Origin of the sequence: Nocardia thailandica NBRC 100428, from assembly GCF_000308795.1 — a bacterium.
Taxonomy (GTDB): domain Bacteria; phylum Actinomycetota; class Actinomycetes; order Mycobacteriales; family Mycobacteriaceae; genus Nocardia; species Nocardia thailandica.
The window spans coordinates 1-3,592 of the sequence record NZ_BAGK01000007.1 but is presented as its reverse complement, the minus strand read 5'-3'; the positions used below and the strand labels follow the sequence as shown (position 1 = coordinate 3,592).

The window sequence follows — 3,592 nt, the reverse complement described above, 5'->3', positions numbered from 1 at the left end:
CGAGCAGGTCGGCGCCACCTGGGTCGTGCCCTCGGCGGGCCCGCCGGTGTTCCTCGACGACGAGCTGCGCTTCCTCAACGACGACCGCGGCGACGAGGGCAACATCTTCCCGGACCAGATGGTCTTCCTCGAGCAGATGCGCATCCACGGCAACGAGGGCGGGATCCTCATGATCCCCGGCTCGGTGGCCGACGTGCGCGGCAAGGACCTCGACCTCACCCACCCGGTCGACCCCGACACCATCTACGGCGACAAGGCCGCCTACATCGAGGACATGGCCCGCCGGTTCGCGCCGGTGCTCGAGGCGGAGAAGGCATCCTGGGCGACCGACACCGGTTCGCTGCTGGCGCCGCTGAAGGAGCTCTTCGAGCCGATCATGGCCCAGAGCGACCTGATCTGCGACGGCATCGGCTACCCCGTCGGCCTGGTCATCGGGGACGAGACCGTCGTGCTCGACTTCCCTCGCCGCGAGGTCCGGCTCCCGATCGAGGGCGAGGGCCGCTACCGCTACGGCTTCCGCATCGCCCCCGAGCTCGTGCGCACCGTGCTGCGCGACAACGAGCCGGACTGGGTGAACACGATCTTCCTGTCCACCCGCTTCCAGGCCTGGCGCATCGGCGGCTACAACGAGTTCCTCTACACCTTCTTCAAGTGCCTCACCGACGAGCGCATCGCCTACGCCGACGGCTGGTTCTCCGAGGCGCACGACGACTCGGCCTCCACCGAACTCGACGGGTGGGAGGTCCAGCGCCGCTGTCCGCACCTCAAGGCCGACCTGTCGAAGTTCGGTGTCGTGGAGGGCAACACGCTGACCTGCAACCTGCACGGCTGGCAGTGGGATCTGGAATCGGGCCGCTGCAAGACCTCGAAGGGTCACGAACTGCGTTCGCGCAAGCTCTGATCCGGTCGCGCCGCCAGCGCGGCGGGCAGCGCCGCGAGGGTGGCCAGCGTCTCGACGACCGGCTCCGGCGGGATCGGCGCGCCGGACCGGTTGAGCCAGAAGGCTCTCAGCCCGGCGCCGTGGGCGCCCAGCGCGTCCATGGCGTAGTTGTCGCCCACGTAGGCGACCTCGTGCGGCGGCAGGCCGAGACCGTCGCAGGCGGCGTGGAAGATGCTCGCGGCCGGTTTGGCCGCGCCGTGCTCCTGGCTGCACACGAACACCTCGGCCACGTAGGGCAGCAGCCCGAGGGCGCCGAGCTTGCGCCGCTGGACGTGGGCGGCGGCGTTGGAGACGACGCCGAGACGATAGCCGGGAGCCAGCGCGCGCAGGGCCGGTTCGGCGTCCGGGAAGGCCGACCACGCGGCGCGCCGGTGGGTGTCGTAGCGGGCGAACCAGGCCACGGCGTCGGCGTCGGGCAGGCCGGTGCGGCCGAGGTGGGCCAGGAATCGGTGGGCGCGGTTGCGCTGCTGGGCGGCGAGGGTGAGCTCGCCGCTGGTGAACCGGGCGTACTCCTCCTCCATGATCGATCGCCAGAGTGCCACCGCGGCGGCGGGTTCGGGGAACCGGTCGAGCACCTGGTCCTCGCGCAGCAGCGCGAGCAGGCCCGCCGCCTCGGAGGCGGTGTAGTCGAACAACGTGTCGTCGACGTCGAACAGGATGCCGCGGATGGTCATCGGGCCGCGTGCCGTCCCGAGGCGACGGCGCGGGCGCGTTCGAGGATCTCCAGGGTGGTGACGGCGTCGCGGGGATCGACCGGGACCGGGGCGCCGTCGAGGAGTGCGGCGGCCATGCCCGCGTAGAAGGCGGGATAGTCGCCGGGGACGGGTTCGCGCGGGCGCTGGTCGGCGCCCTCGCCGACGAGGCCCCAGTGCTCGGGCGCGACCGTGCCCCACGGTGTTCCGTCGCCGGGGCGGCGTCCGGCGCGCAGGGCGTCCTCCTGCGGGTCGAGGCCGGACACCGTGTAGCCGGCCAGGGAGCCCTGCACGTGCAGGCGGGGGCCGAGCTGCGGCGCGACCGCGCTCATCCACAGGTGCGAGTAGGTGCCGTCGGCATGGGTGAGGGCCAGGTAGGCGTCGTCGTCCGCCGCGATACCGGGCCTGCGGGCGTCGATCTCGGCGTGCACGTCGACGACCGGACCGAACAGCACGAGGGCCTGGTCGACCAGGTGGCTGCCCAGGTCGAAGAGGATGCCCGCGCCCTCGGCCACGGTGCCCGCCTCCCGCCAGGTGCCCTTGGTGGCCGGACGCCAGCGCTCGAACCGGGATTCGAAGCGGCGCACGGTGCCGAGGGCGCCCTCGGCGATCAGCGCGCGCAGGGTGAGGAAATCGCTGTCCCAGCGCCGGTTCTGGAAGACGCTGAGCGGCAGGCCCGCCGCCTCCGCCGCGGCGACCACGTTCGCGGCGTCGGCCGCGGTGACCGCGAACGGCTTGTCGACGACCACCGGCAGCCCCACCGACAGCGCCCGGCAGGCCAGCGGGGCGTGGGTGCGGTTCGGTGTGGCGACGACGACCAGGTCGATGTCGGCCGCGTCGGCGAACAGGTCGTCGGGCGTGGGGACGACCCGTGCGCCGGGATGCTCGGCGGCGGCCCGCGCCGCGCGTTCGGGCGAGGAGGTGACGACCGAGGCGACCCGCATGCGCGGTTCGGCCGCGATCAGTGGTGCGTGAAAGACCGATCCGGCCAGGCCGTATCCGACGATCGCCACACCCAGTTCACTCATCCGCCGCCTCCCGTCGCCTCGCGACCACGATAACGCGCCCGGCCGGACAAGTGACCGATCAGCGTTTCGGCAGGTGCCGTACCGCGTCGACGAGCAGGCGTTCGGCGGTGTCGCAATAGGTCGCGGCGCGGGGCGACTGGTCGCCGCCCTGGATCCGCACCGTCACCACGTCGGCCGGCTTCCCGTCGCGTTCCGTCCCCGCGTAGAGGCGCGTGCAGATGGCCTTCGACCCGCCCGACACCGCGAGGATGTCGAGGCCGTCGACCTGCTTGCGCTCGCCCTTGGCGCCGAAGGGATCGAAGCTGCCGAGGGTGACCTGGGCCGTCACCCGGCCCTCGAACGTGCAGGAGTGCGCGCCCACCTCGGCGGGATCGTCGGCGACCGGGCCGATCGCGGCGACGAGCTTCGCGCGGTCGACGAGGTCGCACGCGTCGACGAGGCGCAGCGCGTTCGCCGGCACGTCCGCCCGGGGCGCGCTGCCCAGGGTGCCGGCGAGCACGGCGGCGATGGCGTCGGCGTGGTCGCAGGTCAGGTCCTTCACCGGCTCGAAGGACAGCACGATGCCCGCCCGGCTGCGTGGCTCGGCCGACAGGATCGACCGCTCGCAGTCCTTGCGCCAGCCCAGATGCACGGGGACCGATCCCATGAGCCGGGTCCGCTCGGTGGCGAACGTGAGGAAGTCGCCGATGCCGAGCTCGACGAAGTTCTTGTTGGACGCGGCCCGGCAACCCCAGCTCGCGGACGGCGTCAGGGTCCAGCCGCCCGGGGTGGCGATCGCGGCGTCGAAGGGGACCTCGTCCAGGGCGGACTTCAGCCACGGGCAGGCATCGATCCGGCGCAGCTGATCCAGGGTGAGGGCCGTGACCGGCGCCTGCGCCGGGTCAGCGCGGGTCAGCAGGAAGCCGGCACCCGCGACGACGGCGACCAGCGCC

At 72.7% G+C, this 3,592-nt stretch carries 4 protein-coding genes; 1 reads left to right on the top strand and 3 read right to left on the bottom strand.

From position 1 onward, the window contains the following. Positions 1 to 901: Rieske (2Fe-2S) protein (locus ON36_RS00435; RefSeq protein ID WP_043646298.1), on the top strand; the 901-nt coding region annotated here is incomplete at its 5' end. Here the strand turns inward: ON36_RS00435 and ON36_RS00430 are convergent. The 3 genes from ON36_RS00430 to ON36_RS00420 all read right to left on the bottom strand — a co-directional run. After that, a complete protein-coding gene (locus ON36_RS00430; RefSeq protein ID WP_052313500.1) occupies positions 874 to 1,614 on the bottom strand; it encodes an HAD family hydrolase in 741 nt (246 codons plus the stop codon). The genes ON36_RS00435 and ON36_RS00430 overlap by 28 nt on opposite strands. Beyond that, on the bottom strand, positions 1,611 to 2,660 hold the full coding sequence (locus ON36_RS00425) for a Gfo/Idh/MocA family protein (protein ID WP_043646295.1): 1,050 nt from the start codon (positions 2,658 to 2,660) through the stop codon (positions 1,611 to 1,613). Before ON36_RS00425 ends, ON36_RS00430 begins: the two co-directional genes overlap by 4 nt. A gap of 58 nt (positions 2,661 to 2,718) precedes the next feature. Further along, positions 2,719 to 3,592 (bottom strand): hypothetical protein (locus tag ON36_RS00420; protein WP_043646292.1); only part of this gene is annotated, 874 nt, incomplete at its 5' end.